Source organism: Actinosynnema sp. NPDC023587 (genome assembly GCF_040640215.1).
In the GTDB taxonomy this organism is placed as follows: domain Bacteria; phylum Actinomycetota; class Actinomycetes; order Mycobacteriales; family Pseudonocardiaceae; genus Actinosynnema.
The window spans coordinates 547,678-573,237 of record NZ_JBFABG010000002.1; the positions used below are offsets into that span (position 1 = coordinate 547,678).

Consider the following 25,560-nt stretch of genomic DNA (forward strand, 5'->3'; position numbering starts at 1 on the left):
TCCCCCGACCGCCGGCGAGTGTCAGTTGACGACGTCGTCCACGGACGGCGACTCGGACCTCGACAGGTTGATGCCGAGGTTCGCCGCCGCGCGTTCCAGGTCTTCGTCGTCGCCGTCGCGCATCTCGATCGCGGCACCGTCCGAAGACAGCACCTCGACGTTGAGGCACAGCGACTGGAGCTCCTTGAGCAGCACCTTGAAGGATTCCGGGATACCCGGCTCCGGGATGTTCTCGCCCTTGACGATCGCCTCGTAGACCTTCACGCGGCCGAGCACGTCGTCGGACTTGATGGTCAGCAGTTCCTGGAGCGTGTACGCCGCCCCGTAGGCCTGCATCGCCCAGCACTCCATCTCACCGAAGCGCTGGCCACCGAACTGCGCCTTACCACCCAGGGGCTGCTGGGTGATCATCGAGTACGGGCCGGTCGAACGGGCGTGGATCTTGTCGTCCACCAGGTGCAGCAGCTTCAGGATGTACATGTAGCCGACCGACACCGGGAACGGGTAGGGCTCGCCGCTGCGCCCGTCGAAGAGCTGCGCCTTGCCGTTCTCCTTGACCATCCGCTCGCCGTCGCGGTTCGGGACCGTCGACCCGAGCAGGCCGGTGATCTCGTCCTCGCGAGCGCCGTCGAAGACCGGCGTGGCGGTCTTCGTGCCGGGGTCCACGTCGTAGAGGTCGGCGGGCAGGTTCTTGGCCCAGTCCGGGTCGCCGTTGATGCTCCAGCCCTGCTTGGCGATCCACCCGAGGTGGGTCTCCAGCACCTGGCCGATGTTCATCCGGCGCGGCACACCGTGCGTGTTCAGCACGATGTCCACCGGGGTGCCGTCCTCCAGGAAGGGCATGTCCTCGACGGGGAGGATCTTGCCGATGACGCCCTTGTTGCCGTGGCGGCCGGCGAGCTTGTCGCCGTCCTGGATCTTGCGCTTCTGGGCGACGTAGACCCGGACCAGCTCGTTCACGCCGGGGGGCAGCTCGTCGTCGTCCTCGCGGCTGAACACGCGGATGCCGATGACCTTGCCGTACTCGCCGTGCGGCACCTTCAGCGACGTGTCGCGCACCTCGCGGGCCTTCTCGCCGAAGATCGCGCGCAGCAGGCGCTCCTCCGGGGTCAGCTCGGTCTCGCCCTTGGGCGTGACCTTGCCGACCAGGATGTCGCCCGGCTGGACCTCGGCACCGATGCGGATGATGCCGCGCTCGTCGAGGTCGGCCAGGACCTCCTCGGAGACGTTCGGGATGTCCCGCGTGATCTCCTCGGCACCCAGCTTGGTGTCCCGCGCGTCGATCTCGTGCTCCTCGATGTGGATCGAGGTCAGGACGTCGTCCTGGACGAGGCGCTGCGACAGGATGATCGCGTCCTCGTAGTTGTGGCCCTCCCACGGCATGATCGCGACGAGCAGGTTCTTGCCCAGCGCCATCTCGCCGTTCTCGGTGCACGGCCCGTCCGCGAGGACCTGGCCCTCCTGCACCCGGTCGCCCTCGTTCACGATGGGCTTCTGGTTGATGCAGGTGCCCTGGTTCGAGCGGCGGAACTTGTGCAGGCCGTAGGTCTGCCGCGAGCCGTCGTCGGCCATGACCGTGACGTAGTCGGCGGAGATCTCCTCGACCGCACCGGTCTTCTTGGCCACCACGACGTCACCGGCGTCGACCGCGGCGCGCAGCTCCATGCCCGTGCCGACCAGCGGCGACTCGCTGCGCAGCAGCGGCACCGCCTGGCGCTGCATGTTCGCGCCCATCAGCGCGCGGTTCGCGTCGTCGTGCTCCAGGAACGGGATCATGGCGGTCGCCGCCGACACCATCTGGCGCGGGGAGACGTCCATGTAGTCCACGTCGAGCGGGTCGATCTGCTCGACCTCGCCGCCCTTCTTGCGGACCAGGACCTTGGTTTCGAGGAAGTTGCCCTCGTTGTCGATCTTCGCGTTGGCCTGGGCCTTCACGAAGCGGTCTTCCTCGTCCGCCGTCAGGTAGTCGACCTGGTCGGTGACCCGGCCCTCGATGACCTTCCGGTACGGCGTCTCGATGAAGCCGAACGGGTTGACCCGGCCGTAGCTCGACAGGGAGCCGATCAGGCCGATGTTCGGGCCTTCCGGCGTCTCGATCGGGCACATGCGGCCGTAGTGCGACGGGTGGACGTCGCGGACCTCCATGCCGGCCCGCTCGCGGGACAGACCACCCGGGCCGAGGGCGGAGAGGCGACGCTTGTGCGTCAGGCCCGCCAGCGGGTTCGTCTGGTCCATGAACTGGGAGAGCTGGGAGGTGCCGAAGAACTCCTTGATCGCCGCCACGACGGGCCGGATGTTGATCAGGGTCTGCGGCGTGATCGCCTCGACGTCCTGGGTCGTCATGCGCTCGCGCACGACGCGCTCCATGCGGGAGAGGCCGACCCGGATCTGGTTCTGGATCAGCTCGCCGACGGTGCGCAGGCGGCGGTTGCCGAAGTGGTCGATGTCGTCGACCTCGACGGGCACCTCGGTCTCGCCCGGCTGCATCGTCGTCTCACCGGCGTGCAGGCGGACCAGGTACTCGATCGTCGTGACGATGTCGTCCTCGGTCAGCACACCCGTGGAGATCGGGGAGGCCAGGCCCAGCTTCTTGTTGATCTTGTACCGACCGACCTTGGCCAGGTCGTAGCGCTTGTCCTTGAAGAAGAGGTTCTCCAGCAGCGCCTGCGCGGACTCCTTCGTCGGCGGCTCGCCCGGACGCAGCTTGCGGTAGATGTCGAGCAACGCTTCGTCGGTGCCCGCGGTGTGGTCCTTCTCCAGCGTCGTCAGCAGCGTCTCGGAGAACGAGAAGCGCTCGCGGATCTGCTCGGTGCTCCAACCCAGGGCCTTCAGCAGCACGGTGACCGGCTGGCGGCGCTTGCGGTCGATCCGGACACCGACGGTGTCACGCTTGTCGACGTCGAACTCCAGCCAGGCACCCCGCGACGGGATGATCTTGACGCTGAAGACGTCCTTGTCGGTCGTCTTGTCGATCGCCGTGTCGTAGTAGACGCCGGGCGAGCGGACGAGCTGGGAAACCACGACCCGCTCGGTGCCGTTGATGATGAACGTGCCCTTGTCGGTCATCATCGGGAAGTCACCCATGAACACCGTCTGGCTCTTGATCTCGCCAGTGGTGTGGTTGGTGAACTCCGCCGTGACGAACAACGGGGCGGCGTACGTCATGTCCTTGTCCTTGCACTCCTCGGTCGAGGCCTTGACCTCGTCGAAGCGCGGATCGGAGAAGGAGAGGGACATCGAGCCCGAGAAGTCCTCGATAGGAGAAATCTCGTTCAAGACCTCTTCGAGGCCGCCCGTCGGCGTCTCGTCGCCCTCGTCGACTCGGCGCTGGAACCACGCCTCGTCGCCGGTGAGCCATTCGAACGACTGGATCTGGAGGTCGAGCAGGTTGGGCGTCTGAAGCGGTTCGTGGATCTTCGCGAACGAGACGCGCTTCGGCGCTCCGGGAATCCCCGACGTGGAGTTGGTCGCAGCAGTGGCCTTGGTCGCGCGAGAGATCGCCAAGATGCGTCCTTCCAGGGACAGGTAGCTGGCTAGTCAGCGGAACTAGCACGGCTGTCAAGGGTGCGGCGATGCCCGGCAATCCAGCTCTCGGCGAAGGGCAAACGGAAAGAGGGCAGCGCAAAGGGGCAGTCTAGCCACGCGCATGCCAACTGTCGAGAGGCACCTGGAAGGACCTTCCTCGTCATCACCGACAGAGTGACCCTGCCGACGCCCACAGTCAAGATGCCACGCGGCGATCACTCTCGTGGCGCAAGCCGCGTTCACTCGCGGTTACCGCCCTGACCAGCGGAATTACTCGGATGCGGGCTGGAGGTGAACTGTCGGCGGGTGTTCGTGGTCCTCCGGTCGACGTCCCCGGTTCCACTCCGTGACCTGTCGTTTTGTGTGATGGAGCTCACTGTTCTAGGAGTTGCTTTTGGAGGTTTTTCGTCCACATGCGACCTGCGAGGAGACAGGAGAGCCGCGTGGGCTGGGGGTTTGGTGAGTTGATCTCTGCGGTGGGTGGTTGGGATACTGGGAGTGGCTGCGTGCCTACGCTGCGTTTGACATGGCGTGGGATGTTGGTGGGTGGTGTGGTGAGGGGCGAGGTGTAGCGCTGGGACTGCGGGGCGCTGTGTTGGACGTGCAGCGTTTGAGCGTGCGATCCGCTGGGCATGTGTGTGCAGGCGCTGGCGGTGCGGGGCTGGCGGGTGCGGGTGCGGTGCTGAAGATGCAGGTGCGGTGGCGCGGAATGCGGTGCGAGCGGGGCGGGATTGTCGTACCCCGCTGCTTGGATGTGAGTCGGGGGCTCTTCGCGCGGGAGTACCCCTGGGCGACCTTGGGCGGCGAACCTCGGGTGGCCTTGGACAGCGAGGTGCGGTGGCGGCGTTGAAGTGCGTTGGAGATGAAGGCGTCCTCGCTGATGGGCGAGCCGCCAGGATGATTGATGCGGCGGGTGGGGCGTGCCGGCGCGGGCCGGTTTCATTGGGCCAGTTCTGTTGACTGGTCACCGGCCTGACTGAACATTTCCCTGCTGTTGGCCTTCCAACGGCCGCCCGTCCTTTGGCCAGGCTGGTCACTCCCCCGGAGACGGCCTTGACCGTTACCACATAACTTCTGCTCCGGTGCCGGCTTCCTTACCGGTGGAAAACGCCCCCACGGTACTTCTGACCTGGCCCGAGACCTCCGTGGTGCCCGCGCTGGGGCTCCGGGAAGTCGATTACGTCCTCCATGAACGGCGAGATGTCCGGATTGGAGGTGAGGGTGGCCGTGGGGTGTTTGCGCAGGTCAGCGACGCCGGGTGGCCCGTTGTAGGGGTGGACGGGACCGGGCGGCGGGTGGGGGCACGGGATCTCCTCCTCCGGCGCTGAGCTTCCAGCCCGCGTCGGTGCGGGTCAGGTCGGTTTGGTAACGGTTGACCTCCTTCACCGGTTGGATGCCTTCCGGGGTCACCGTCGTTTCACCACGGTGATCAGGTGCGCTTTTCCGGCTCGGCCGTCCAGGTCCGGGAGATTTCGGTGCGGAGGTCTCCGGTGGACGAGTCGAACCAGCGGTTCAGGTCGTCGTCTACCTTTTGTAGTCCAGGGTGGGGAAGTCGGCTATTCCCGCCTGGTCCACGCTGAGCGCCTCTTCGCGTTCCGCCACGGCTGCATCGCGCACTCCAACTCGACCGGCAGTCCGAGTGGCTGTCCCAGGCTGGTCAGGGCGGGCACGTCGGGGCGCGCACGGCGGTGACGCGGTCGACCTCGGTCTTGCGGGAGGGCTCACGGAGCGCGAGCGTGGAGGCGGCTTTGTCGAACAGGGTCATCGGCCCGAATCCGGCCGCAGCGCCGTAGTCGCTCCCCAGTCGGTTCGACAGGTCACGGGGACGTGGCTTCGCGACGTGGGCCGCTTCGGGCGTCAGCGCTCGGCCGCCGGCACCTCGGTTCGTCCGGACACAGCGAGAGGGCGGGCACCCGTGGTGGGTGCCCGCCCTCTCGGAGCTTCAGCGCAAGCGCCCGGAGGCGCTCAGATCACTTGAGCGAGATCTTGGCGCCGGCCGCTTCCAGCTTCTCCTTGGCGGCCTCGGCGACGTCCTTCGCCACGTTCTCCAGGATCGGCTTCGGGGCGGCCTCGACCAGCTCCTTGGCCTCCTTCAGGCCCAGGCCCGAGACGACCTCGCGGACGACCTTGATGACCTGGATCTTCTTCTCGCCGGCACCTTCGAGAACGACGGTGAACTCGTCCTTCTCCTCCTCGGCGGGGGCAGCGGCGGCGGCCGGGCCGGCAGCGGCGACGGCGACCGGAGCGGCGGCGGTGACCTCGAACTTCTCCTCGAACTTCTTGAGGAAGTCCGAGAGCTCCAGCAGGGTCAGGTCCGCAAAGGCGTCGAGCAGGTCATCGGTGCTGAGCTTCGCCATGATCGGCGTCCTTTCGTTCAACGCCCGACTACCGCCGGGGCGCGGAGATTGTCGGGTGGATCAGCTTTCGGCGGGAGCGTCGGCAGCGGGAGCTTCTTCCGCCGTCTTCTTCTCCACCAGGGCAGCGGCCAAACGAGCGACCTGCGTGGCCGGGGCGTTGAACAGCGCCGCGGCCTTGGACAGGTTGCCCTTCATCGCGCCCGCGATCTTGGCGAGCAGCACCTCGCGGTTGTCGAGGTCCGCGATGCGGCTGACCTCGTCGACCGAGAGCGGGCGGCCGTCCATGAAGCCGCCCTTGATGACCAGGGCCTTGTTGTCCTTCGCGAAGTCACGCAGCGCCTTGGCCGCGTCGACCGGCTCGCCCTCGACGAAGGCGATGGCGGTCGGGCCGATGAGCAGGTCGTCGAGACCTTCGACGCCGGCGTCCTGGGCTGCACGCTTGACGAGCGTGTTCTTCGCGACGGTGTACGTGGTGCCCGCGCCGAGAGCGCGACGCAGCGTGGTGAGCTGCGCCATGGAGAGGCCGCGGTACTCGGTGACGACAGCGGCCGAGCTACCGCGGAACTTGTCCGTGAGCTCGGCGACGGCCGAGACCTTGCTGGGCTTCGCCATGATCGCCTCCTCTCTGGGCTGTGAGGTGACCAGCCGGCCGTGCCGAGGAGAGGGCATGAAAAACGCCCCGGTGCACAGCAGCACGGGGCGGTCAGGACGCGGTGCGTCCCGGGAACCTCGTCCTCCTGCGCGGGCCGTTCGCCGTGCGAACCCTTCGTTCCCACACCCTGGGGTGCGGGAAGACCAGCGGTCTTCGGTAGAACCACCGCAGACAGTACGGGATGTGTCCCGCGCGCTCCAAATCGGCATGATGTGACCTGTGACCGAAGAGCCCCCGAGGAACCCGCCACCCCCGGACATCGACCCGGAACAGCTCAGGCAGTTCCAGGAGTTCCAACGGTTCCAGGAATTCCAGCGCTTCCAGCAGGGCCAGGGCACCCCGGCCCTCCCCGCCGGCGCGGGCACCCCCGCCCTGCCACCGGCCGTCCCGGTACCGGTCCCGCCCGTCGCACCCCCGCCCAAGCCGCCGCGCACACCGCTGTGGCGGATCTTGCTGGGCAGCAAGGCGTTCCGGCGGTTGATCTACTTCCTGGTGGTGGTGCTCATCCTCTCCCTCGTCTACGACCACTACTTCGGCCCGAGCGACGAAGAGAGCGACCCCCGCGCCCAGGGCAGCCAGGAACAGGTGGCGCGAATCCCGAAGACGCCGTGGAACGCGAACGGCACCGTCGGCAGGCTGTACCAGCACGTGGGCCGGGATACCCCCGACCAGGGCTGCCTGCTGTTCACGCGCGACGGGGCGGCCAAGAAGAAGTTCGCCGAGGCGTTCGGCGCTCCTGATTGCGAATCGGCCATCCGGCGGCTGCACGAGCAGGTCACGAACCTGGCCGAGTACGAGAAGGCCTACCCCGACGACCCCGGTACCCAGGAGACCCGGGTGCGGGTGTCGTCCTGCGAGTTCAAGGTGAACGGCGGACCCCGGCTCGGCTGGTTCGAGTTGACGAAGCTGGAGCCGAGCGGGGGGTGGGCCATCTCCGACTACAAGGCCGAGCCCGCCGGCTGCGGTCCCGGCTGATCGCGAACCGGTCCGCACACGGGAAAAGCCCCTCGGCGGGAGGCCGAGGGGCTTTTTCGCGCTGGGAGGAAGCCGGTCAGGCGGTGGCTTCGTCGGTCAGCAGGTTGCGGGTGCGGTTCGGGTCGACCAGGATGCCCGGGCCCATCGTCGTCGAGACGGTGACCTTCTTCAGGTACCGGCCCTTCGCGGCGGACGGCTTCACACGCAGGATCTCGTCCAGCGCGGCGGCGTAGTTCTCGACCAGCTTCTCCAGGTCGAACGACACCTTGCCGATGACCAGGTGCAGGTTGGCCTGCTTGTCGACGCGGAAGTTGATCTTGCCGCCCTTGATGTCCGCCACGGCCTTCGTGACGTCCGGCGTCACGGTGCCCGTCTTGGGGTTCGGCATCAGGCCGCGCGGGCCGAGGATGCGGGCGATGCGGCCGACCTTCGCCATCTGGTCCGGCGTGGCGATCGCGGCGTCGAAGTCGTACCAGCCGTCCTGGATGCGCGCGATCAGGTCTTCCGAGCCGACCGCGTCCGCACCGGCGGCCTCGGCCTCGGCGGCCTTGTCACCGGTCGCGAAGACGATCACGCGGGCGGTCTTGCCCGTACCGTGCGGCAGGTTCACGGTGCCGCGGACCATCTGGTCGGCCTTGCGGGGGTCGACGCCGAGGCGGATGGCGACCTCGACGGTCGCGTCCAGCTTGACCTTGGACGTCTCCTTGGCGAGCTTGGCGGCCTCCAGCGGCGTGTACAGCCGCTCCCGGTCCACCAGCTCAGCCGCGTTCTTGTACGCCTTGCTGCGCTTCATTCTCTGTCCTTAGCCAACAGTTGTGGTCACGAGCCGAAGCGACGGCTCTCCCACGGAGTTCGGTGGAAAATCAGCCTTCGACCGTGATGCCCATGGAACGGGCGGTGCCCGCGATGATCTTCGCGGCCTGGTCGACGTCGTTCGCGTTCAGGTCGACCATCTTGGTCTGCGCGATCTCGCGCACCTGGTCCATGGTCACCTTCGCGACCTTGACGCGGTGCGGCTCGCCGCTGCCCTTCTCGACACCGGCGGCCTTGAGGATCAGCTTCGCGGCCGGCGGGGTCTTGAGCTTGAAGTCGAACGAGCGGTCTTCGTACACGGAGATCTCGACGGGCACCACGGTGCCGCGCTGCGACTCGGTCGCCGCGTTGTACGCCTTGCAGAACTCCATGATGTTGACGCCGTGCTGACCCAGCGCGGGGCCGACCGGCGGCGCGGGGTTCGCGGCCCCGGCCTTGATCTGCAGCTTGATGACCGCTGCGAGCTTCTTCTTCTTGGGTGGCATCTCGTGATTCCTCTATTGCGGTGTCCGCGCGCGGCCCTGCCGGCCGCAGCGTGGCTGCCGATCCCGCAGGGGGACCGATCAGATCTTGGAGACCTGGCTGAACGACAGCTCGACCGGAGTCTCGCGGCCGAAGATCGACACCAGGACCTTCAGCTTCTGGCCGTCCGCGTTGACCTCGCTGATCGTCGCGGGCAGCGTGGCGAAAGGGCCGTCCATGACGGTGACCGACTCGCCGACCTCGAAGTCGACCTCGACGGTCGTCTTGGTGGGCGCGGAGGACTTCTTGCCCCCGGTCGGCTTCTCCCGCTCGACCTGCGGGAGCAGGAACTTCAGCACGTCGTCGAGGGTGAGCGGCGACGGCTTGGAGGTCGCGCCGACGAACCCGGTCACGCCCGGCGTGTTGCGCACCGCGCTCCACGAGGCGTCGTTGAGCTCCATCCGGACCAGGATGTAGCCGGGCAGCACCTTGCGCTGCACCTGCTTGCGCTGGCCGTTCTTGATCTCGGTGACTTCCTCGGTCGGCACCTCGACCTGGAAGATGAAGTCCTCCATGTCGAGCGTCTGGATGCGCGTTTCGAGGTTGGTCTTGACCTTGTTCTCGTACCCCGCGTACGAGTGCACGACGTACCAGTCGCCGGGCGCGTACTTGAGCGCCTCGCGCATCTCGGCGGCCGGGTCGGCGGGCTCTTCGTCGATCGGCGTCGTGTCGAGCGCGGCGACGTCGACCTCGGCGTCCGCCTGGTCGTCCTCGTCGCCGGAGCCGGAGTCGTCGGGATCGGAGGCGGTGACGCCCTCGGTGTCCTCCGCCGCCTCGTCCTGCTCGACGTCCTCGACGCCACGGTCGAGGTCCTGCTCGTCGGTCAGCTCCTGGGCGTCAACGCCGTTCTCGGAGGTCACTGTGGGTCTCGCTTCCTTTCAATGCATCACGTGCTCCCGCCGCCGCCCGCGGGCGGCGGCCGGGGTGTCCGACTCTAGGCGAACACCTTGAACACGCCCCAGGCGAAGGCCGAATCGAGGCCGAACACCAACGCCACCATGAAGGCCACGAAGACCAACACGACCGACGTGTAGGTGATCATCTGCTTGCGGGTCGGCCAGATGACCTTCCGCAGCTCGCTGACCACCTCACGGGCGTAGCGGATGATCCTCGCGAAGAACCCGACGCGCTTCTCCTGGTCATCCCGCGCTCGCGTGGGACGACCCTTCTTGTCCTCCGCGTCGTCGGAGTCGACCTCGGCCGACTTCTTCGCCTCGGGACGTGCGGCGGAGTCCTTGCGGCCCGCAGGGCGCGCGGAGCCCCGACGCTCACGACGCGCTGCGGCGGTGACCGGCCGGGACGCGCTCTCGCGCTCGTCCGGCTGATCCTGCTCGCGGCCCTCGCTCATGCCGTCCTCCGCTCACCATCGCGATCGCACGTCGTGCTTCGACGCAGGGGCGACAGGACTTGAACCTGCAACCTGCGGTTTTGGAGACCGCTGCTCTGCCAGTTGAGCTACACCCCTTTGGGATCCCCGGTGGGGAACCCCTGGCTGAGGACGTCTTCCACTCTCCTCACGTGGCCCGTGAGGCAGCGGCTGGACGTTCCGGAGTCGAAGCATACGGCACCGGGTGCCCCTCCTTCCAACTGGCCCGGTCAGAGGGGGTGCCGGAGCGCTGCGCCGCTGTGCCGTCTGCCACGATTGGGGCATGGCCTCACCTGAGACGACCTCCGCCCCCGGCACCTCCGACCTCCCCAGGATCTCCCGGCGGATCTCCGGCATCGCCGAGTCCGCCACCCTGGCGGTCGACGCGAAGGCGAAGGCGCTGAAGGCGGCCGGGCGGCCGGTGATCGGCTTCGGTGCGGGCGAGCCCGACTTCCCGACCCCCGATGCCATCGTCGCCGCTGCTCAGGCTGCCTGCACCGACCCGCGGAACCACCGCTACACCCCCGCCGCCGGCCTGCCCGAGCTGCGGGAAGCCGTAGCGAAGAAGACCGAGCGCGACTCCGGGTACGCCGTGCCCGCCTCGCAGGTGCTGATCACCAATGGCGGCAAGCAGGCCGTCTACCAGGCGTTCGCGACCGTCCTGGACCCGGGTGACGAGGTGCTGCTGCCCGCGCCGTACTGGACCACCTACCCCGAGGCGATCACCCTCGCGGGCGGCGTGCCGGTGCAGGTGACCGCCGACGAGGCGACCGACTACCTGGTGACCGTGGACCAGCTCGAAGCCGCGCGGACCCCGAGGACCAAGGTCCTGCTGCTGTGCTCGCCGTCCAACCCGACCGGTGCGGTGTACTCCCGCGAGCAGGTCACCGCGATCGGCGAGTGGGCGCTGGAGCACGGCCTGTGGGTGATCACCGACGAGATCTACGAGCACCTGGTCTACGACGGCGCGGAGTCGGTGTCTCTGCCGGTGGCCGTGCCCGCGATGGCGGACCGCACGATCGTGCTCAACGGCGTGGCGAAGACCTACGCGATGACCGGCTGGCGGGTGGGCTGGCTGATCGGGCCGGCCGACGTGGTCAAGGCCGCCGCGAACCTCCAGTCGCACCTGACGTCGAACGTGTCGAACGTGGCGCAGCGCGCCGCGCTGGAGGCCGTGTCCGGCCCGCTGGACGCCGCGCACGAGATGCGCGAGGCGTTCGACCGGCGGCGGCGGACGATCGTCGACCTGCTCAACGCCATCCCCGGCGTGCACTGCCCGACGCCGAAGGGCGCGTTCTACGTGTACCCGTCGGTGAAGCCGTTGCTCGGCAAGGTGCTGCGCGGCGTGGAGATCACCGACACGGTGCAGCTCGCCGCGCTGATCCTGGAGCACGCCGAGGTGGCCGTGGTGCCCGGCGAGGCTTTCGGAACGCCCGGTTACCTGCGGCTGTCCTACGCCCTCGGCGACGACGACCTGAAGACCGGCATCACCCGTATGGCGGAACTGCTCGGCGAGATCAAGTTGTAAATATTCACAACCCCCTCGAAAGGCACCCTCGTCCGGGGGTGCCTTTCGTCGTTTTCGGACACATCCCGGTAACCGAACGTAATCGCTTTGTACGGCTGCCCGATGGTCCGACCCCGGCTCACCGAGCCGAAACCCCCCGAGGAGCTCACATGGCCTTACCCCAACCGCCGACGACGCAACACCACCAACACGCCGCGTCCGCTCCCCCGCGGAACGGGTTCGGCATCGCCGGCTTCGTGCTCGGCCTGGTCGGCTTGGCCACCAGCTTCATCCCGCTGATCGGCCTGGTCGCGTGGCCGCTGGTGATCCTCGGCCTGGTGCTCGGCGGCCTGGGCATCGCGCGGGCGGGCCGGTCCGGCGGCCGGGGGCTCGCGATCGCGGGCGTCGTGCTGTCCGCGGCGGGCCTGGTCGTCTGCGTGCTCTGGGTGGCGGTGTTCGGCAACGCGCTGAACGACGACCCCCAGTCGATGAACGACCTGAAGGGCCAGGCCGGCAAGGAGTCCAGGGTCGTCTACGAGATCACCGGCAGCGCGGCCAGGGCGTCCGCCACGTTCACCACCTACAGCGGCGGCGACAGCTCCTCCAACAAGGAGGAGATCACGAAGCTGCCGTGGACCAAGGAGGTCACCGTGACGGGCCTGCTCAGCGGTGCCGGTCTCTCCGCGATGACCGGCCCCGAAGGCGGCTCGGTGACCTGCAAGATCAGCGTGGACGGCGTGGAGAAGAAGACCGTGACCGCGACCGGGGCGTCCGCCGTGGCGGCCTGCAACTTCTGACCCGCTCTGCTTCGACCTGGCCACTCCGGCGCTCCTCCGCACCCGCCGGAGTGGCCTTCTCCCGCTACGCCGTGTAGTCCTTACGGGTGAACAGAGTAACCGTCGGAAGAACCACGACGATGGTCTGTTCAGATCAATGGATCTTGGCCCGAGGAGAGCAGCGCATGACGGAGTCCTCCCTGCCGGAGCCCCCTGGACGCCCGATCCGCAAGTGGCCGGTCATCACCGGGTCCGCCGTGCTGGTGCTGGGCGCGCTGCTGCTCGCCCTCTGGGTCGCCAGACCGGCCGAGCCGGCGGTGGTGGTCTACGAGGTCTTCGGCGAGGCGGGCGGTGCCACCGTCACGTACTCGACGTTCGACCGGAACGGCAGCGCGACCCGCGAGGTCGAGCTGACGTCGTTCCCCTGGTACCAGGAGCTGCGGGTGGCGGGCGACGACGTGCACGACGGCGTGTTCACCGTGACGATCGGCCCGGCCGGCGGCTCGGTGGGCTGCAAGGTCGGCGTGGACGGCGTCGAACGCCGCTCCGCGACCGCCACCGGGGCGCTCACCAGCGCCCTGTGCGGGGGTTTCTGACCCGGGGTCGCGCGCCGGACCGGCCCGGCGCGCACCGGGAGCCGGGCTACGGCAGGCGGACCCGGGCGGATGCGCCGCCGAGCACCGACCTGCCCTCGAACGAGGCCGTCACGTTGACCTTGAAGGTCCCGTCCTCCAGGACCTTGGTGACCTTGCCGGTGACCTCCACGAGCGCGCCCTCGTCGTCGTCGGGCACCGGGACGGGCCGCCCGAAGCGGACGCCGTACTCCACGACCGCGCCGGGGTCGCCGGCCCACTCGGTGACGATCCGGCCGGCCAGGCCCATGGTGAGCATCCCGTGCGCGATGACGCCGGGCAGGCCCACGCCGGTGGCGAACCGCTCGCTCCAGTGGATCGGGTTCAGGTCGCCGGACGCACCGGCGTAGCGGACCAGGTCGGCCCGGGTGATGCGCAGCGCCAGCGGCGGCAGCTCGTCGCCCACGGACACCTCGGCGGCGCGGATCACGCGTCCTCCCCACGGACCACGAGGGTGCAGCGGCCGGTGCACACCGGCTCGCCCTCTTCGGTGCTGATCTCGGCGCGGAGGGCGAGCATGTCGTTGCCCATCCGCGAGGTGACGCCGTCCACGTGCAGTTCGACCACGAGCCGGTCGCCGGCGGTGATCGGGCGCACGTGGTGGAACGTCTGGTCGCCGTGCACGACGCGCGTGTAGTCCAGGCCCAGCTCGGGGTCGTCCACCAGGACGTCGTTGGCCTTCAACGACACGATGATCGCGAACGTGGGCGGCGCGATGACGTCGCGGTACCCGGCAGCGCGGGCGGCCTCCGGGTCGCGGTGCACCGGGCTGGTCTCACCGAGGGCGTCGGCGAACTCGCGGATCTTCTCGCGGCCGACTTCGTAGGGCGGTGAGGGCGGGTACGCGCGGCCGGTGAACGACTGGTCGAGAGGCACCGGAGCAGGTTACGCGACGAGGCCCGCCCCCTGGTGCGGGGACGGGCCTCGTCGGAACGGCTGCGGGAACCCTAGCGGGTTTCCTTGTGCGCCCGGTGGGTCTTGCAGTTCGGGCAGAACTTCTTGATCTCCAGGCGGTCCGGGTCGTTGCGCCGGTTCTTCCTGGTGATGTAGTTCCGGTGCTTGCACTCCTCGCACGCGAGGGTGATCTTGGGGCGTACGTCGGTTGCAGCCACGGTCCTTGCCTTTCACAGAGCGCGCGTACCCCGGAACGTCCAGTACGGGCTTACCGCCTGGCGGGGATCGAACTACGAGTAGCGGTGGCCGGACTTGAACCGGCGACACAGCGATTATGAGCCGCTTGCTCTACCAACTGAGCTACACCGCTTTGCACGACAACCAGCCGCTGATGCTTGTGCACCGCGGCCAAGTCGTGGAGCCCCTTTACGGAATCGAACCGTAGACCTTCTCCTTACCATGGAGACGCTCTGCCGACTGAGCTAAAGGGGCCTGCTCTTTGCGTTCCTTGCGGAGCGAGTAGAACTCTACACAACCTCCCCGCGAGAGTGAAATCCGGGGGGCCGGTCAGTGCACGAGGGTGAGTACCGTCTCATCCCGGGCACCCCTGACCTGCACCGTCCGCGCCCGCAGCCACGCTTCGAAGCGCTCCTCGGACAGCGGCCGGGAGATCAGGTAGCCCTGCGCCACGTCGCAGCCCATCGCCACGAGCTGGTCGCGGGCGGCGTCGTCCTCGACGCCCTCGGCCACCACGATCAGGCTCAGCGAGTGGCCCAGCTCGACGATCGACCGCACCACGGCCATGTCGCCGAGGTCGGTGCCCATGCCGAGCACGAACGACTTGTCGATCTTGACCTCGTCCACCGGGAGCTGCCGCAGGTAGGCCAGCGACGAGTAGCCGGTGCCGAAGTCGTCCACGGCCAGCACGACGCCCATGGTGTGCAGCCGCCGCAGCACGGGCAGCGCCCGTTCCGGGTCGGCCATCACCCCGGACTCGGTCAGCTCGAACGTGAGCAGCTCCGGCGGCACCTCGTGCTTGACCAGCGCGGCGGCCACCCGGTCCGGGAACTCCTCGTCGGCCAGCGTCCGCACCGACAGGTTCACCGCGATGGACATCCGCAGCCCGCGGTCGAGCCACCCGCGCACCCGTTCCAGGGCCTTGTCCATCACGAAGTCGGTCAGCACGTCGACCAGGCCGGTGGCCTCGACGGCGGGCACGAACTCGTCCGGGTCGACCCGGCCGAACTCCGGGTGCTTCCAGCGCACCAGCGCCTCCGCGCCGACCACCTGCCTGCTCGGCAGCGCGACCTTGGGCTGGTAGTGCACCGACACCTGGCCGTTCTCCAGCGCCGACCGGAACTGGGTCACCAACTGGAAGCGGCGCAGGAAGATCTGGCCCATCGACGGCGCGTACGCCCGCAGCGGCTCGGCCTCGCTGGTCGCCCGGACCGCCACGTCGGCGCGCTGGAGCAGCGCGTCCGGGTCGGGGTCCTCGATCTCGCAGTTCGCGGTGGACGCCCAGCCGACGACCGCCCCGGCCTCGACGGTGAGCCGGTCCACCGGGTAGGGCACCGACAGCGCGGTGCGCAGCCGCTCGGCGATCTCCCGGATCCGCTCGGCCTGCCGGTCCAGCAGCAGCGCGGCGAACGCGCTGCCCTCCAGCCTGGCCAGCGGCACCTCGGGACCGAGCTCGTCGCGCAGCCGGCGGCCGGCGGCGACCACCATCCGGTTGCCCCACGCCTGGCCGAGCGCGTCGGACACGGTCGAGAGCACGTCCAGGTCGATCCGCACGACGACCGACGTGCCGGCCTGCCGCACCGGCTCGTGCCCGGCCTCCCGGAAGCCCGGCCGGTTGAGCAGGCCGGTCAACGGGTCGTGGTAGGCGTCGTGGCGCAGCCGGGCGAGCAGCCGGCGGTTGTCCACGGCGGTCGACAGGTGGCTGGCCAGGGTGCGCAGGAGCTGGAGGTCGGCCTTGCCGAAGCCGCGCCACCGGCTGAGCCGGTCGTGCACCTCGACCGCGCCGAGGAGCTGGGTCGCGCCGCGCAGCGGCACCACCAGCGCTTCCTGCGCGTCCCGGCGGGCCAGGGCCTCGGACACGTCCTCGCCGGCGTCGACGACGCGGAAGTACCGCACCTGCGAGCCGGGCAGTTGCAGCATGGCGTCTTCGCGGAGCTGGCGCGGGTCGTCGCGGCGCATCCCGTGCGGCAGCGGCTCGCCCGCGACGAGCATCCGCATCGGTGCCTGCGGGTCGGTGCGCAGCCGGAGCACCACGCGGTTGGCGTTGAGCTGCTCGCGGATCCGCTCGGCGATGAGCTGCCACTCGTCGTCCTCGGCCTGCCCGTCGCCGTCCTCGGCGGACGCGCCGCGCGGGCCGGTGGCGTGCCGGCCGGACCGGGCCACCCGCAGGGAGACCTCGCTGAGCGCCTCCAGGTCGCGCTGCTCGCGCAGCAGACCGGAGTACGCCAGGTAGATGGCGGTGATGCCGGCGAACACCAGGGCGATCAGCAGCCCGCCCCAGGGGGCCTTGGTCGCGATCTCGTAGCCGGCCAGGCCAGCGGAGGTGTTGAGCAGCGCCACGACCAGCGTCTGGAGCACCAGGCGCAGGCTCGGCGCGACCCGCATGCCCTTGCCCATCAACCGCAGCGCGGTCAGACCGAGCACGCTGGCCAGCAGCGGCACGGCGATGGTGCCGAGGAACGCGCCCGCCCAGAACGGCCCGTCGTCGCCGACGAACTCCTTCACGGAGTGGGCGACCGCGAAGGCGACCGAGATCTCCATGAACATCAGGCCGGCGTTGTAGACGGCGCGGTCCAGCACGCGCCTGCCGAGCAGGGTGCCGACGCCCGCGACCACGTGCGCGGCGAGCACGACCTCGAACGGCGCGACGAGCAGGCCGAGCACGAGCGGGATCTCGGTGAAGGAGATCGTCCAGGCCACGCCACTGCGGACGTCGACGTTGATGGCGAGCTGCTCGGCGAGCAGGAACCCGACCACGAGCAGCGGTCCGGCCCACAGCAGCTCGAACCGGTCGTCGTCCTTCGGGAGCCACGTGCCGACGGCGAACGCGGACAGCGCGCCCGCCGCGAGGAGCAGGACCGCGAACACGCTGAACGCGCGGTTCGTGGACCGGGTCGGCGCGCTCGGCACCGTGGCCGACGCGTGGTCGGACATCCAGCCTCCTCGTCGGCCGTCGTCGCGCACGGCCGGGTTGCGGCCTACGAGCTCCGGGCGTGACTGAGGGGTCCCGAACACCGACCGAGACCCCTCCAGGGGTGCCAATGTACCCCGGTTGGGCGACGAAATGGCAGGTCGATAAGCCGATTACCACGAGAAGTAACAGAACGGCTCACACGATCAGCTCTCCTGCCAGCACCGTCACCGCCTGGCCCGCGAGCCGCACGCGATCACCGGCCAAGGTCGTCCGGACCTGCCCGCCACGGGGCGACGCCTGCTCGGCGAGGAGCTCGGCGCGACCCAGCCTCGGCGTCCACCAGGAGGCCAGCGTGCAGTGCGCGGAACCGGTCACGGGGTCCTCCGGAACCCCGTAGGACGGGTAGAAGCAGCGGCTCACGACGTCCAGCCCGGGTCGGTCGCCGGGCGCGGTGACGATCACCCCGCGACCGGGGACCTCGCCCAGCGCGGCGAGGTCGGGGCGCAGCGCGCGGACCTCCGTCGCGGACGCCGCCTGCACCAGCACGTCGGACACGGCCCGCGCGACGGCGGTGATCGTCACGCCCGGCAGGCCGGCGCGCAGCGGCGGGGTGATCTCGACCGGCCGGGCCGGGTCGGCCGGGAAGTCCATCTCCACCCAGCCGTCGCGGGCGGTGCAGGTGAGCACGCCGCTGCGGGTGGCGAACCGGCGGTCGCCGCCGAGCACGTGCGCGGCGGCCAGCGTGGCGTGGCCGCACAGGTCGACCTCCCGGACCGGGGTGAACCAGCGCAGCGGCAGCGGTCCGTCGTCCACGAGGCGCACGAACGCCGTCTCGGCGTGCTTCATCTCCGCCGCGACGGACTGCATCCAGGCGTCGTCGGCGGGTTCGTCGAGCAGCACGACGCCCGCGGGGTTGCCCGCGAACGCCCGGTCGGTGAAGGCGTCGACCACGTGGATTCGCACGGGGACCAGGTTACGTTTCGGGCATGGACCCGTTGCTCCCCGCGTTCCCGCCGGTGGCCGACCCGTACTCGTTCCGCGAGTTGTCGGCCGATGACGCGTACGCGACCTGGGGCGCGCTGCGGACGCACAGCCTGCGGTGGCACCCCGACGCCGACCTGGACGGGCAGTTGCGGCGCTGGGAGCTGACCGGCGCGGGCGACCGGGAGACGGCGGCGATGGTGACCGTGCCCAGCCGGGCGGTGGCGGCGGCCGAGGTGCTGGCCCGGCACGGGTTCACGCCGATGCTCGTGACCGCCGTGCGCCGGGGCGGACGGCCCGGCGGGCGTCCGGCGTCCGACGTGGTGGTGCGCCGGGCGACGGAGGCGGACGTGGACTTCGCGGCGGCGCTCAGCCTGGAGACGGCCCGGTACGACAGCCGGTTCGGGATGGTGACCGAGCGGCCGTCGACCGCCGCCCGGCTGCGCGAGGAGGTCGAGGTGCGCATGACGTGGGACGACCCCGGCACGTGGGTGGCCGAACGCGACGGCGTGCCGCTCGGGGTGCTGTATTACGACCTGCCGCCGCACTCGGACCCCATGGTGCCGCTGACGTGCTTGTCGAAGATCGCGTACCTGTCGCTGCTCGGTGTGTCGGAGGCGGCGCGGAGCACGGGCGTGGGCAGCGCGCTCGCCGCCCGTGCGCACCAGGAGCTGGAGGACGCCGGCGTGGAGTCGACGCTGTTGCACCACACGCTGCCCAACCCGCGCTCCACGCCGTTCTGGTACTCCCACGGCTACCGTCCACTGTGGACGACTTGGCAGCGCCGCCCGGCGCTCGCCTAGACCGCGACGAGCTCCTCCCGCGCGTCCGACTCCCGCAGCCCGGCGCGGATGACGTCCAGCACCTCGCGCGCCTGCGTCGCCGCCTGGTGCTGGGCCGCGCCGCTGCCCACGGCCTCGCGGAGCACGAGCCAGACGGACGCGTCGTCCTCGCGCACGGCGGTGAGCAGGTCGCGCCGCTCCGGGTAGGGGTGCAGGGCGATGCGCTCGGTATGGGCGCGCAGGTCGCGGAGGGTGTCGTGGTCGACGGCGTTCGTGCGGGCGATCCGGTCGAGCTTGGCGGGCAGGTCCACGGAGCCGAGCTCGGAGGCGGCCAGCGGGCCGAAGTCGAGCACGGTGTTGAGGCCGTACTCAAGGTCGTCCGCGGCGTGCCGCAGTTCGCGCAGGCGGTCGCGGTCGGCGACCTCGGCGGCCGTCCGGTCCGCCCGCGGCCGGCGTCCGCCCACCCGGCGTCCGCCCGCCCCGCGCCCGACCGCGCCCCGGAGGAGGGCTCCGAGAACGACGCCGACGACACCGGCGGCGAGGACGGGCAGGACGGTCCAGAGTTCACTCATGGGTTCGAGTCTCGGCCTCGCGGGGCGACGCGGCGTCGGGACAACGGCGGCCGGCGCGATCCCAGCGCCGAGAGGTCGGTGGACTTCGGTTGGACTGAACAGCCCAGCCGATCGGCGTGGCGGCGTGATCCGAACGGCGGCGCGGGGGAAGGTGGGGGCGACGACCCCGCTCCGGCGGCGGTGAACCACCCGTTCGGGCGGTACTCAGTGGTCGGGTCGAGGCCTCCTACAGGAACGAGGGGTACCGGAAGGACGGGCGAGGGGGTCGCCATGACCATTGCGAAGGAACTCTCCGGCAGGGCCAAAGCGATGTTGCGCGCCGTGGCCGCAGGCAGGGGCGAGCTGTCCGGCGGGAGGGAACCGGACCTCTACGTCGACGGCCTGCCGTGCTGCGACCGGATGGCGACCCACGACCTGGTGCACGCCGGTCTGCTGCGCGCCAGACGCGCGGTAGGGCTGGACGAGCGGTCGGACGCGGAGCTGACGGACGAGGGAAGAGCCGCCATCGCGTAACCCTCGAACATACGTTCGACATGCGTTATGCTGTGATCGTGAGGCCGGCACGCAAGCGAGAGGAAGCGCTTGCGCGTCGGCCTCATCTTGAACGGGGCCCACTCGCCTGAGGACGGACGTGCGCAGGCCCGAGACAACGCCGGCGCGGCAACCGATCCGCATCTCGCGCTCGCCGCTCCACACCCACGCCCCGTTCCCACACCCACCGACGGTCGTGTGGATCGCTGTGCTCGCCCGACGACGGCAACACCAGGCACCTGACGGCATCGCCCTGATGTCGTGACATGGCACTGGCGGCGTACGCGACGAGCTCGAACATCAGCTGTCCCACGTAGCCGATGCCTGCACAAAGTGATCGCGCAACGCGTCATGCAGGGTGTCGTGCACCGGGACGGGAATGGCGGGGCTGCGCCCTTCCAGATCGCCGTAAGTCGAGTAGCCGGCCAATTCGGGCGCGACGCGGATCGTCAGCGAGGCGGGGTCGATGGCCATCTGCCCGGCGTCGAACAGCTGGTGGATGTCGGCGCGGAGCAGCAGACCTTCCCGCACGTTGTGCTTCTTGTGCACAGCGAACGCCCTGAGGTGTGCGGCGTGCAGAGCCACCTTCGGACACGGCCCCGTGATCGCGCAGGACTCGCCGAACTCCGCCAGCAGCAGCGCCCGGTACTGACCCTGCCCATTCCGCACGTTCACCAGACGCCGTTGGTGCCCTCCGCCCGGCGAGGGGTCGACGGCTTCGGTGTCCGGCGGCTCGGGGAGCTCCAACAGGCGCTCTGCCATCAGTTCCTCCAGCACGCTGCGCTTGAGCGGGCTGATCGACTGCTGCTTCGACTCGTTGGCGGCAGCCCGCCTCAAATCTACGACCGCGAACGGCTCCTCGAAGGCGTGCCAGGTCGTCTCGTAGTGCGCGATGCGGCGGGTGACCAAGAGCGGTTCCACGGTCGGGTGGTCGAACTCGTTCCGGCACTTCAGGCACAGGTACCTCGGCTTGAGCTTCTTGCGCTGCTTGAAGCTCGCGTCGCCACAACCCGGACACCGCCGCCGGACCGATTCGGCGCCGTGCTCGACCTCGATCCGCTGGATGACCGCGGATCCGAGCACCCAATCGCGGTTGCGGATGAACACCAGATCTCCGACCTCGACCTTGTCGGCGTAGGTGACCGGTGAGTCGTAGACGTAGTAGGACTCCAGTACATCCGGATAGCCAGCGTTGCCCTGAAAGTGACGTTCATCACCAACCGACAGAAAAGCCCAAGTCCGCATACCTACCTCCTGCGCCACATGAGTGCTGCACCTATCGAACCAAGACGTCGACTCGGCACATCGCGCGCGGGGTCGCTGCTCCGATGGGCCTGCGCCTCGCCCCCGCGCGGGTCGCGCCGACGCCCGCACGCACATCCAGGGCGGACTCCGTGCAGGGCAGCGGCTTCCTCGGGCATTCGACGCGCGGGGCTGCGCCGCGAGTCGTCCGACCGCGCGCACGAGAAAGCCCCCGCGACCTGTAGTACCAGGTCACGGGGGCTTTCCCGGGTGTGGCGGGTGTAGGATTCGAACCTACGTAGGCGTAAGCCGACGGATTTACAGTCCGCTCCCATTGGCCGCTCGGGCAACCCGCCTCGCGCCCGGCATCACCGGGTGCGGAGGAGACAATACATAAGCCCGCGGGGCACCCTGCAACCGGGATACCCCGGTAGGCTCCCGGGCGGTTCCAGACCCACCTAAGCGGAGGTACCGGCACGTGGCAGACCCGTCGTTCGACGTGGTGAGCAAGGTCGACCGGCAGGAGGTCGACAACGCGCTCAACCAGGCCGCCAAGGAGCTGAGCACGCGCTTCGACTTCCGGGGCACCGGCAGCGAGGTGTCCTGGGCGGGCGAGGAGGCGATCACCTTCCAGTCCGGGACGGAGGAGCGCTGCCGCGCGGCGATCGACGTCTTCCAGGAGAAGCTGGTCAAGCGCGGCATCTCGATGAAGGCCTTCGAGATCGGCGACCCCGTCCTCTCCGGCAAGGTGTTCAAGGTCACCGGCACCCTGGTGCAGGGCATCTCCTCGGAGAAGGCCAAGGAGATCGCCAAGAAGATCCGCGACGAGGCACCCAAGGGCGTCCAGGCGCAGATCCAGGGCGATCAGCTGCGCATCTCCGGCAAGAAGAAGGACCACCTCCAGGACGTCATCGCCCTGCTGAAGGGCAACGACTTCGGGGTCGCCCTCCAGTTCACCAACTACCGGTGAAGGGCATCATCCTGGCGGGCGGGAGCGGCACGCGGCTGCACCCGATCACCCAGGCGGTGTCCAAGCAGTTGCTGCCGGTGTTCGACAAGCCGATGATCTACTACCCGCTGTCGGTGCTGATGCTCGCGGGCATCCGGGACGTGCTGCTCATCTCGACGCCGATCGACCTGCCGCTGTTCCGCCGGCTGCTCGGCGACGGCTCGCAGTTCGGCCTGCGGATCTCCTACGCCGAGCAGGCCCAGCCGAACGGGCTGGCCGAGGCGTTCGTCATCGGCGCGGACTTCGTCGGCGACGACGACGTGTCCCTGGTCCTGGGCGACAACATCTTCTACGGCCAGGGCTTCTCCCGCGTCCTCCAGCACCACGCGGCGGCGCTGGACGGCTGCGTGCTGTTCGGCTACCCGGTGCGCGACCCCGAGCGCTACGGCGTGGGCGAGGTCGACGCGGACGGCCGGTTGGTCTCCATCGAGGAGAAGCCCGCCAAGCCGAAGTCGAACAAGGCGATCACCGGCCTGTACTTCTACGACAACCAGGTCGTGGACATCGCGCGCGGCCTGAAGCCGTCGGCGCGCGGCGAGCTGGAGATCACCGACGTGAACCTCGCCTACCTGCGGGAGGGCCGGGCCCAACTGGTGGACCTGGGGCGCGGTTTCGCGTGGCTGGACACCGGGACGCACGACTCGCTGCTCGAAGCCGGCCAGTTCGTCCAGGTGCTGGAGCACCGCCAGGGCGTGCGGATCGCGTGCCCGGAGGAGATCGCGTTGCGGATGGGCTACATCAGCGCGGACGAGTGCTACGCGCTGGGCGAGAAGCTCGCCAAGTCCGGCTACGGCCAGTACCTGATGAACGTGGCTCGCGAGGCCCGCTAGGAGCGCGCGAGCTCCTCCAGCCGGCGCACCCGGTCGGCGATCGGCGGGTGGGTGGAGAACAGCCTGGACAGGTTCTCCCCCGCCCGGAACGGCGACGCGATCATCAGGTGCGACTGGGCCACCACGGCGGGTTCCGGGGACAGCGGCGCGGCCTGGGTGCCGTGCTCCAGCTTGCGCAGCGCCGAGGCGAGCGCGAGCGGGTCGCCGGTGAGCTCCGCGCCGGACGCGTCGGCCTGGTACTCGCGGGACCGGCTGACCGCCAGCCGCACGATGACCGCCGCGACGGGGCCGAGGACCGCGACCAGCAGCAGCGTGACCGGGTTGGGGCGCTCCTCGTCGTCACCGCCGAAGACGCCCGCGAAGATGGCCAGGTTCGCCAGCGTGCCCACCGCGGCGGCCAGCGCGCCCGCGACGCACGAGATGAGAATGTCGCGGTTGTACACGTGCGAGAGCTCGTGCCCGAGCACCGCGCGCAACTCGCGCTCGTCGAGCAGCTCCAAGATCCCGGTCGTGCAGCACACCGCCGCGTTGCGCGGGTTGCGGCCGGTCGCGAAGGCGTTCGGCGCGGCCGTGGGGCTGAGGTAGAGCCGGGGCATCGGCCGGCGGGCCGCCATCGCCAGTTCCCGCACGATCCGGTACATCGCCGGCTGCTCGACCTCGGACACCGGGCGCGCCCGCATGGCCCGCAGCGCGAGCTTGTCGGAGTTGAAGTACGCGTACGCGTTCACCCCGAGCGCCAGCAGCGCGCCGATGACCAGGGCGGTCCGCCCGAACAACGAGCTGATCCCGATGATCAGCGCGCTCATCGCGCCGAGCAGCAACGCGGTCTTCAACCCGTTGTAGTGCTTGTGCACGTTGCTTCGCCTCCGGTGCCTTACGTCCTCCCCCTCAACGTCCCGGGACGTCCAGGGGTTCCGGAACCCCCCCGTGCCGGGCGGCCGGCGGCGTTCTCCGGGGCGGCTTCGGCGGCCGGGTCCAGGGCGGGCGGCGGCGGCACGTGGGCCACCCACGTGCCCAGGACGTCCCGCTCGTGGACGAGTTCGGCGACCGCGCCGCCCCCGGTCGGGGTGCCGGTGCCGGGGTAGGAGAAGTCGGGGGCCCAGTGCAGGGCGTCGAACGGGCACGCCTCGACGCAGATCCCGCAGTACAGGCACTGCCCGTAGTCGATGGCGAACCGGTCGAGCACGTTGCGCGCGCGGGGCCGCGCCGAGCCGGGCTGCTGCTCGGTCTCGGTGTGCGAGTCGATGTGGATGCACCAGTCGGGGCACTCGCGCGCGCAGATCATGCACACCGTGCAGTTGGCTTCCAGCAGCGCGATCACACCGCGGGTGCGGGGCGGCAGGTCAGGCACCGTTCCCCCCTTCACGTCGGGGCCCCCACGAGGGGTCGGGCACGCCGGGCGGCGCGGTGCGCCGGCGGCTGGGCGCGGACGTGCCGTCCTCGCCGGGTTCGAGGCGGCCCGGCCAGGGGCGCACCACGCGGGAGGCCAGCACGAAGTCCTTGCGCAGCGGGTGGCCCGCGAACGCGTCGGGCAGCAGCAGGTGCGGCGCGGGCTCGGCCAGGGCGATGCCGAACATCTCGGCGGCCTCCCGCTCGTGCCACGCCGCGCCCGCCCACAGCCCCGCCACGCTGGGCAGCGGCTCGTCGCCGACCTCGGTGCGCAGCAGCAGGCCCAGGCGGGTCCCGGGCTCGACGACGTGCAGGAACACCGCGTGCCGCAGACCGGACGCGCCTGGCCGGCCGGCGTCCTCGACGCCGAGCCAGTCGAACGCGGCGCAGCCGAGCTCGTCGCGCGCGTGCCGGGCGGCGGCGAGCCAGTGCTCGACGTCGACGTGCGCGGTGGTCTGCCCGAACGCGGTCGTCGCCCGCGATCGCGGGACCAGCGCGGCGAGTTCGGCGGACGCGGCGGTCACGACACGAGCCGGTGGAGCGCGGCGAGGCCGTCGAGCAGCGCCTCGGGGCGGGGCGGGCAGCCGGGCACGGCGACGTGCACCGGGAGGACCTGGTCGATGCCCTTGGTCACGCTGTAGGAGTCCCAGTACGGGCCGCCGGTGTTGCTGCACGCGCCGACGGACAGCACGTAACGCGGTTCCGGCATCTCCTGGTAGGTGGCGATCACGGCGGGCAGCATGACATCGGTGACCGTGCCGGAGACGACGAGCACGTGGGCCTCGCCCGCGGCGTGCGCCACGTCCACCCCCAGCGCCGCGAGGTCGTGCGGCCGGTCGCCTTCGAGAGCGGCCATGACCTCGACGCCGCAGCAGGCCAGTCCGAGGTCGAGCACGGTGACCCGGTACGTCGTGCCCCAGTCGAGCGTGGAAACCGTCACACCGGATGAGGTTAATACGTGGAGGCCCGCCCGGCGCACGCCCGGCGGGCCCCCAACCCCCCAATACTCCCCCTGATTGCTCCCAGGCGAACTCGCACCTGGTTGCGGCAGAAG

The 25,560-nt window shown here is 69.9% G+C and carries 26 protein-coding genes and 4 tRNA genes; 8 read left to right on the top strand and 22 right to left on the bottom strand.

Annotation, left to right across the window (positions count from 1 at the left end; genetic code table 11):
* Positions 1–21: 21 nt before the first annotated feature.
* The 3 genes from rpoB to rplJ form a co-directional block, all read right to left on the bottom strand.
* The gene (gene rpoB / locus AB0G01_RS07660; protein ID WP_360940797.1) at positions 22–3,504 is read right to left on the bottom strand and encodes a DNA-directed RNA polymerase subunit beta; all 3,483 of its coding nucleotides are present in this window, start codon (positions 3,502–3,504) and stop codon (positions 22–24) included.
* Positions 3,505–5,495: 1,991 nt separating this feature from the next.
* Positions 5,496–5,882 carry a 50S ribosomal protein L7/L12 gene (rplL, locus tag AB0G01_RS07665; protein ID WP_360940799.1) on the bottom strand — a complete coding sequence of 129 codons (387 nt, stop codon included), beginning with the start codon at positions 5,880–5,882 and terminating at the stop codon, positions 5,496–5,498.
* Between the two features lie 60 nt (positions 5,883–5,942).
* Positions 5,943–6,494, bottom strand: coding sequence for a 50S ribosomal protein L10 (gene rplJ, locus AB0G01_RS07670; RefSeq protein WP_360940801.1), 552 nt, complete (start codon positions 6,492–6,494; stop codon positions 5,943–5,945).
* A 259-nt stretch (positions 6,495–6,753) separates the two neighbouring features.
* On the opposite strand from rplJ, the gene AB0G01_RS07675 reads away from it, so the two are divergent.
* Positions 6,754–7,509, top strand: a complete 756-nt coding sequence (locus AB0G01_RS07675) for a hypothetical protein (protein WP_360940803.1) — start codon at positions 6,754–6,756, stop codon at positions 7,507–7,509.
* Positions 7,510–7,585: 76 nt separating this feature from the next.
* Here AB0G01_RS07675 and rplA read toward each other — a convergent pair whose 3' ends face one another.
* The 5 genes from rplA to AB0G01_RS07700 all read right to left on the bottom strand — a co-directional run bounded on the left by rplA (position 7,586) and on the right by AB0G01_RS07700 (position 10,309).
* Positions 7,586–8,302, bottom strand: coding sequence for a 50S ribosomal protein L1 (gene rplA / locus AB0G01_RS07680; protein WP_360940805.1), 717 nt, complete (start codon positions 8,300–8,302; stop codon positions 7,586–7,588).
* Positions 8,303–8,372: 70 nt separating this feature from the next.
* Positions 8,373–8,807, bottom strand: a complete 435-nt coding sequence (gene rplK / locus AB0G01_RS07685; RefSeq protein WP_184689328.1) for a 50S ribosomal protein L11 — start codon at positions 8,805–8,807, stop codon at positions 8,373–8,375.
* A 78-nt stretch (positions 8,808–8,885) separates the two neighbouring features.
* Positions 8,886–9,704 carry a transcription termination/antitermination protein NusG gene (nusG, locus tag AB0G01_RS07690; protein ID WP_360940807.1) on the bottom strand — a complete coding sequence of 273 codons (819 nt, stop codon included), beginning with the start codon at positions 9,702–9,704 and terminating at the stop codon, positions 8,886–8,888.
* A gap of 74 nt (positions 9,705–9,778) precedes the next feature.
* On the bottom strand, positions 9,779–10,192 hold the full coding sequence (gene secE / locus AB0G01_RS07695) for a preprotein translocase subunit SecE (protein ID WP_360940809.1): 414 nt from the start codon (positions 10,190–10,192) through the stop codon (positions 9,779–9,781).
* Positions 10,193–10,236: 44 nt separating this feature from the next.
* A tRNA-Trp gene (locus tag AB0G01_RS07700) sits at positions 10,237–10,309 on the bottom strand.
* Positions 10,310–10,493: 184 nt separating this feature from the next.
* Between AB0G01_RS07700 and AB0G01_RS07705 the strand changes: the two genes are divergently transcribed.
* The 3 genes from AB0G01_RS07705 (at position 10,494) to AB0G01_RS07715 (ending at position 13,089) form a co-directional block, all read left to right on the top strand.
* On the top strand, positions 10,494–11,738 hold the full coding sequence (locus AB0G01_RS07705; RefSeq protein ID WP_360940811.1) for a pyridoxal phosphate-dependent aminotransferase: 1,245 nt from the start codon (positions 10,494–10,496) through the stop codon (positions 11,736–11,738).
* Between the two features lie 149 nt (positions 11,739–11,887).
* The gene (locus tag AB0G01_RS07710; protein WP_360940813.1) at positions 11,888–12,514 is read left to right on the top strand and encodes an MmpS family transport accessory protein; all 627 of its coding nucleotides are present in this window, start codon (positions 11,888–11,890) and stop codon (positions 12,512–12,514) included.
* A gap of 164 nt (positions 12,515–12,678) precedes the next feature.
* Positions 12,679–13,089: an MmpS family transport accessory protein gene (locus tag AB0G01_RS07715; RefSeq protein WP_360940815.1), complete on the top strand. Its 411-nt coding sequence runs from the start codon at positions 12,679–12,681 to the stop codon at positions 13,087–13,089.
* Positions 13,090–13,135: 46 nt separating this feature from the next.
* Here AB0G01_RS07715 and AB0G01_RS07720 read toward each other — a convergent pair whose 3' ends face one another.
* The 7 genes from AB0G01_RS07720 to AB0G01_RS07750 all read right to left on the bottom strand — a co-directional run bounded on the left by AB0G01_RS07720 (position 13,136) and on the right by AB0G01_RS07750 (position 18,133).
* Positions 13,136–13,555, bottom strand: coding sequence for a MaoC family dehydratase (locus tag AB0G01_RS07720; protein WP_360940817.1), 420 nt, complete (start codon positions 13,553–13,555; stop codon positions 13,136–13,138).
* A complete protein-coding gene (locus tag AB0G01_RS07725; protein WP_360940819.1) occupies positions 13,552–14,001 on the bottom strand; it encodes a MaoC family dehydratase N-terminal domain-containing protein in 450 nt (149 codons plus the stop codon). Before AB0G01_RS07725 ends, AB0G01_RS07720 begins: the two co-directional genes overlap by 4 nt.
* A gap of 71 nt (positions 14,002–14,072) precedes the next feature.
* Positions 14,073–14,237, bottom strand: coding sequence for a 50S ribosomal protein L33 (gene rpmG, locus AB0G01_RS07730; RefSeq protein WP_015105301.1), 165 nt, complete (start codon positions 14,235–14,237; stop codon positions 14,073–14,075).
* 79 nt (positions 14,238–14,316) lie between these two features.
* Positions 14,317–14,389, bottom strand: a tRNA-Met gene (locus AB0G01_RS07735).
* 46 nt (positions 14,390–14,435) lie between these two features.
* Positions 14,436–14,511 (bottom strand) — tRNA-Thr (locus tag AB0G01_RS07740).
* Between the two features lie 75 nt (positions 14,512–14,586).
* Positions 14,587–17,190 (bottom strand): EAL domain-containing protein, encoded by a 2,604-nt coding sequence (locus tag AB0G01_RS07745; RefSeq protein WP_360940821.1) that lies wholly within the window; start codon positions 17,188–17,190, stop codon positions 14,587–14,589.
* 175 nt (positions 17,191–17,365) lie between these two features.
* Positions 17,366–18,133: a PhzF family phenazine biosynthesis protein gene (locus tag AB0G01_RS07750; protein ID WP_360940823.1), complete on the bottom strand. Its 768-nt coding sequence runs from the start codon at positions 18,131–18,133 to the stop codon at positions 17,366–17,368.
* A gap of 23 nt (positions 18,134–18,156) precedes the next feature.
* On the opposite strand from AB0G01_RS07750, the gene AB0G01_RS07755 reads away from it, so the two are divergent.
* Positions 18,157–18,954: a GNAT family N-acetyltransferase gene (locus tag AB0G01_RS07755; protein ID WP_360940825.1), complete on the top strand. Its 798-nt coding sequence runs from the start codon at positions 18,157–18,159 to the stop codon at positions 18,952–18,954.
* Here AB0G01_RS07755 and AB0G01_RS07760 read toward each other — a convergent pair.
* On the bottom strand, positions 18,951–19,505 hold the full coding sequence (locus tag AB0G01_RS07760) for a hypothetical protein (RefSeq protein WP_360940827.1): 555 nt from the start codon (positions 19,503–19,505) through the stop codon (positions 18,951–18,953). The two genes, AB0G01_RS07755 and AB0G01_RS07760, sit on opposite strands and share 4 nt — an antisense overlap.
* A gap of 270 nt (positions 19,506–19,775) precedes the next feature.
* Here AB0G01_RS07760 and AB0G01_RS07765 point away from each other — a divergent pair, with 270 nt between their 5' ends.
* A complete protein-coding gene (locus AB0G01_RS07765) occupies positions 19,776–20,018 on the top strand; it encodes a hypothetical protein (RefSeq protein ID WP_360940829.1) in 243 nt (80 codons plus the stop codon).
* 318 nt (positions 20,019–20,336) lie between these two features.
* On the opposite strand, the gene AB0G01_RS07770 is transcribed toward AB0G01_RS07765, so the two are convergent.
* Together AB0G01_RS07770 and AB0G01_RS07775 are read right to left on the bottom strand one after the other, a co-directional pair.
* The gene (locus AB0G01_RS07770) at positions 20,337–21,281 is read right to left on the bottom strand and encodes an HNH endonuclease signature motif containing protein (RefSeq protein WP_360940831.1); all 945 of its coding nucleotides are present in this window, start codon (positions 21,279–21,281) and stop codon (positions 20,337–20,339) included.
* Positions 21,282–21,551: 270 nt separating this feature from the next.
* Positions 21,552–21,634 (bottom strand) — tRNA-Tyr (locus AB0G01_RS07775).
* A gap of 122 nt (positions 21,635–21,756) precedes the next feature.
* Between AB0G01_RS07775 and AB0G01_RS07780 the strand changes: the two genes are divergently transcribed.
* Positions 21,757–22,248 carry a YajQ family cyclic di-GMP-binding protein gene (locus tag AB0G01_RS07780; protein WP_360940833.1) on the top strand — a complete coding sequence of 164 codons (492 nt, stop codon included), beginning with the start codon at positions 21,757–21,759 and terminating at the stop codon, positions 22,246–22,248.
* Positions 22,245–23,117 carry a glucose-1-phosphate thymidylyltransferase RfbA gene (gene rfbA / locus AB0G01_RS07785; protein ID WP_360940835.1) on the top strand — a complete coding sequence of 291 codons (873 nt, stop codon included), beginning with the start codon at positions 22,245–22,247 and terminating at the stop codon, positions 23,115–23,117. The genes AB0G01_RS07780 and rfbA overlap by 4 nt, the downstream gene beginning before the upstream one ends.
* Here the strand turns inward: rfbA and htpX are convergent.
* The 4 genes from htpX to nuoB are packed head-to-tail and all read right to left on the bottom strand — an operon-like array spanning position 23,114 to position 25,446.
* A complete protein-coding gene (htpX, locus tag AB0G01_RS07790; RefSeq protein ID WP_360940837.1) occupies positions 23,114–23,971 on the bottom strand; it encodes a zinc metalloprotease HtpX in 858 nt (285 codons plus the stop codon). The two genes, rfbA and htpX, sit on opposite strands and share 4 nt — an antisense overlap.
* A gap of 20 nt (positions 23,972–23,991) precedes the next feature.
* On the bottom strand, positions 23,992–24,468 hold the full coding sequence (locus tag AB0G01_RS07795) for a 4Fe-4S binding protein (RefSeq protein WP_360940839.1): 477 nt from the start codon (positions 24,466–24,468) through the stop codon (positions 23,992–23,994).
* Positions 24,461–25,030, bottom strand: coding sequence for an NADH-quinone oxidoreductase subunit C (locus AB0G01_RS07800; RefSeq protein WP_360940841.1), 570 nt, complete (start codon positions 25,028–25,030; stop codon positions 24,461–24,463). Before AB0G01_RS07800 ends, AB0G01_RS07795 begins: the two co-directional genes overlap by 8 nt.
* Positions 25,027–25,446 (bottom strand): NADH-quinone oxidoreductase subunit NuoB, encoded by a 420-nt coding sequence (gene nuoB, locus AB0G01_RS07805; RefSeq protein WP_041315569.1) that lies wholly within the window; start codon positions 25,444–25,446, stop codon positions 25,027–25,029. Before nuoB ends, AB0G01_RS07800 begins: the two co-directional genes overlap by 4 nt.
* Positions 25,447–25,560: the final 114 nt, after the last annotated feature.

Coding starts and splice junctions, on each gene's coding strand:
- rplL (WP_360940799.1), bottom strand. CDS start 5,882: ATGGCGAAGCTCAGCACCGATGACCTGCTCGACGCCTTTGCGGACCTG.
- rplJ (WP_360940801.1), bottom strand. CDS start 6,494: ATGGCGAAGCCCAGCAAGGTCTCGGCCGTCGCCGAGCTCACGGACAAG.
- rplA (WP_360940805.1), bottom strand. CDS start 8,302: ATGAAGCGCAGCAAGGCGTACAAGAACGCGGCTGAGCTGGTGGACCGG.
- rplK (WP_184689328.1), bottom strand. CDS start 8,807: ATGCCACCCAAGAAGAAGAAGCTCGCAGCGGTCATCAAGCTGCAGATC.
- secE (WP_360940809.1), bottom strand. CDS start 10,192: ATGAGCGAGGGCCGCGAGCAGGATCAGCCGGACGAGCGCGAGAGCGCG.
- AB0G01_RS07705 (WP_360940811.1), top strand. CDS start 10,494: ATGGCCTCACCTGAGACGACCTCCGCCCCCGGCACCTCCGACCTCCCC.
- AB0G01_RS07710 (WP_360940813.1), top strand. CDS start 11,888: ATGGCCTTACCCCAACCGCCGACGACGCAACACCACCAACACGCCGCG.
- AB0G01_RS07715 (WP_360940815.1), top strand. CDS start 12,679: ATGACGGAGTCCTCCCTGCCGGAGCCCCCTGGACGCCCGATCCGCAAG.
- AB0G01_RS07745 (WP_360940821.1), bottom strand. CDS start 17,190: ATGTCCGACCACGCGTCGGCCACGGTGCCGAGCGCGCCGACCCGGTCC.
- AB0G01_RS07755 (WP_360940825.1), top strand. CDS start 18,157: ATGGACCCGTTGCTCCCCGCGTTCCCGCCGGTGGCCGACCCGTACTCG.
- AB0G01_RS07760 (WP_360940827.1), bottom strand. CDS start 19,505: ATGAGTGAACTCTGGACCGTCCTGCCCGTCCTCGCCGCCGGTGTCGTC.
- AB0G01_RS07765 (WP_360940829.1), top strand. CDS start 19,776: ATGACCATTGCGAAGGAACTCTCCGGCAGGGCCAAAGCGATGTTGCGC.
- AB0G01_RS07770 (WP_360940831.1), bottom strand. CDS start 21,281: ATGCGGACTTGGGCTTTTCTGTCGGTTGGTGATGAACGTCACTTTCAG.